At 31.3% G+C, this 2,216-nt stretch carries 3 protein-coding genes; all 3 read left to right on the plus strand.

Features of this window, described 5'->3' with window-relative positions; genetic code table 11:
• Positions 1 to 362 precede the first annotated feature (362 nt).
• The 3 genes from HMPREF9171_RS0102735 to HMPREF9171_RS102860 are packed head-to-tail and all read left to right on the plus strand — an operon-like array spanning position 363 to position 1,729.
• Positions 363 to 1,043 (plus strand): hypothetical protein, encoded by a 681-nt coding sequence (locus HMPREF9171_RS0102735; protein WP_025193635.1) that lies wholly within the window; start codon positions 363 to 365, stop codon positions 1,041 to 1,043.
• Positions 1,028 to 1,414: a hypothetical protein gene (locus tag HMPREF9171_RS102865; RefSeq protein ID WP_000259064.1), complete on the plus strand. Its 387-nt coding sequence runs from the start codon at positions 1,028 to 1,030 to the stop codon at positions 1,412 to 1,414. The genes HMPREF9171_RS0102735 and HMPREF9171_RS102865 overlap by 16 nt, the downstream gene beginning before the upstream one ends.
• Positions 1,415 to 1,447: 33 nt before the next feature.
• A complete protein-coding gene (locus HMPREF9171_RS102860; protein ID WP_000094846.1) occupies positions 1,448 to 1,729 on the plus strand; it encodes a hypothetical protein in 282 nt (93 codons plus the stop codon).
• Positions 1,730 to 2,216 lie beyond the last annotated feature (487 nt).

The following is a 2,216-nucleotide window of genomic DNA, read 5'->3' on the forward strand; positions in this document are numbered from 1 at the left end:
TATTAAAAACTTCTCCTGACGATATGTCTGGCTATCAGGGTATGGCAGTTGCACCAATTATCAAGGGTAAAGTAGATTATAACAGTGTTGCAGTTATATCCGCCGCAACAGATTCAAGTAATTATAAAGATTTAATTGGCGCAGTTTCATCTGCTCAACCACATCAAAGTTCAACTCAATTAAAATCAGCTGATAAATTTTTAAAAGAAGTACAGTCACATGATAAATGGACCGTGACTCAGCTTTCAGGCTATTCTCAATCTGCATATATGCTAAAATTAGGTGCTAAATATCATATCCCGACTACAGTATTTAATGGATGGTTTAGGTATAGCACTTTAAATGAAGATGAAAAAAAATTTATGGCTAAGCATCCTGAATATTTTGCTAATTTTCGACATAAAGAGGATAACGTAACTTGGTGGAACGATTTTAATAAACTAGATGATAAAGATTATGGTACCGTGAAATGGGTAAATGGTAAAAGTCATAAAATAGAGAGTTGGAAATTTACTGATGATGGTAAGTTAAAAGATGAAAAAGGTAACATCGTAAATCCTAAGTCACTAGCTATTCAGTCTGTTCTTTATGAAGAAGTTCATTTTCAAAAAGCTAAAGCTAAATTAAAAAAATCTGGAGGCAAACTTAGTCATAGTGAAAAAGTATATTTAGATTCTGAACAGGCTATATTTATTGCTAACGGTTTAACCACGGCATCTCAAACAGCTTCTGATGATATCAAGAAGAATGCTGAATTAGCTAAAGAAAAAGCATCAGAACTATTTGCAAAAACTAAAGTGATGCCTCCTGGTATAACAGATTTAAGTCCGGAAGAATTAGCTGATGCATATAGTGAGGGCGGAGTTAGAGAGGACACCATAGTAACACCAATTGAAACTTTCTTTGATGAAAAAGTTACTAATGCACAAGAGATCACAACTTCATATATTAATCTTCAAAAACAAATTGAATCTGGTGTTCAAAAATTGCTGGAAGAGGATTCCAAATTAGCAGGAGAATTTAAGGAATGGTCACAGTACTAGATCAAAAAGAAAACAAATTTAATAGTCTAAAAATAAAGCTAGAAAAATTGGAAGATAATTATCATCGCGAAAATATGGAGATAGAAAATAAATTATATAGCCTTGAGGATAAAAAGAATGAGTTAGAGACTTATTTACAAGAAGTCTATGAAGAGACAAGTCACTTTTTGAGACAAAATGATTCAGATGGTTCGACTTTTATGAGTTTAAATCGAATAATCGAAAGTTATCAAATGGAATTAATTGATGAATATGAAAACTATAAACAGACTATCATCGTCCAAGAGGAAAATAGTCGGACACAGTTTCTAAAAGACCGAGTAAAATTAGAAAATGACATTTCTAGTTTAGAAGGAAGAAAATACTACTAATTTAGATGGACTATAAAGTGAAAGAGGCAATAAATGAGTTCAATAGGCGCTGTATTGAAAGGAACCAAAGAAGACAAAGAATTCAAAAAGCAAATTCAAAGAGCTTTAGTAAGGATTGTCTATGCCCCTGAAATAGTAGAAGAAGCTGATTCTATTAAGATGACTTATAGTGACAAGATTGATAATGTTTCTGAGACGGCCAAATCATCAATTAAAACGATAGCAAATCAAATAGATTCAGGACTTGTAGGACAATTTGGGGAAAAAGTAAAGGCACAGGTAGATTTAAATAAAGGTAGTTATGATGATTTATAATCGAGTGAAAATGTTGAGGTAGCTTACTATCCTGATAGTTATTATAGATATGAAAATAATCAAGTTGGATTAGAAGACATAACATTTTACATGAAGGATAACAAAGTTTATTATTTACATTTTGGTAAAGTAATAGATAAAAATGAAGCTAAAAATGGTAAGTATCTCAATCAAATTATAAATAATTAATTTCTTTATTTTATAAGCCCCGAAAACAAATTTTTTGATAACCTCTCCGTGAACATATTGTAATACATAGTGCACTTTTGGGATATAAATTGTTGATTTTTAGCTAGTTTATACCATATAACACCATATATTACAGTTGTCAGAGAAAACCAGGTTTAAAAAAAGCCCGTAAAGCATCACAATCCTCAAAACGTTAATATATACCTATATATCAGCGATTGGAAGCACTTCATGGTTCACACCATGGGGTGTTTTTTGTGTAATATTCAAAAATTGTCCTAAAGTCATTTTTAAAACC

Source organism: Streptococcus agalactiae ATCC 13813 (assembly GCF_000186445.1).
In the GTDB taxonomy this organism is placed as follows: domain Bacteria; phylum Bacillota; class Bacilli; order Lactobacillales; family Streptococcaceae; genus Streptococcus; species Streptococcus agalactiae.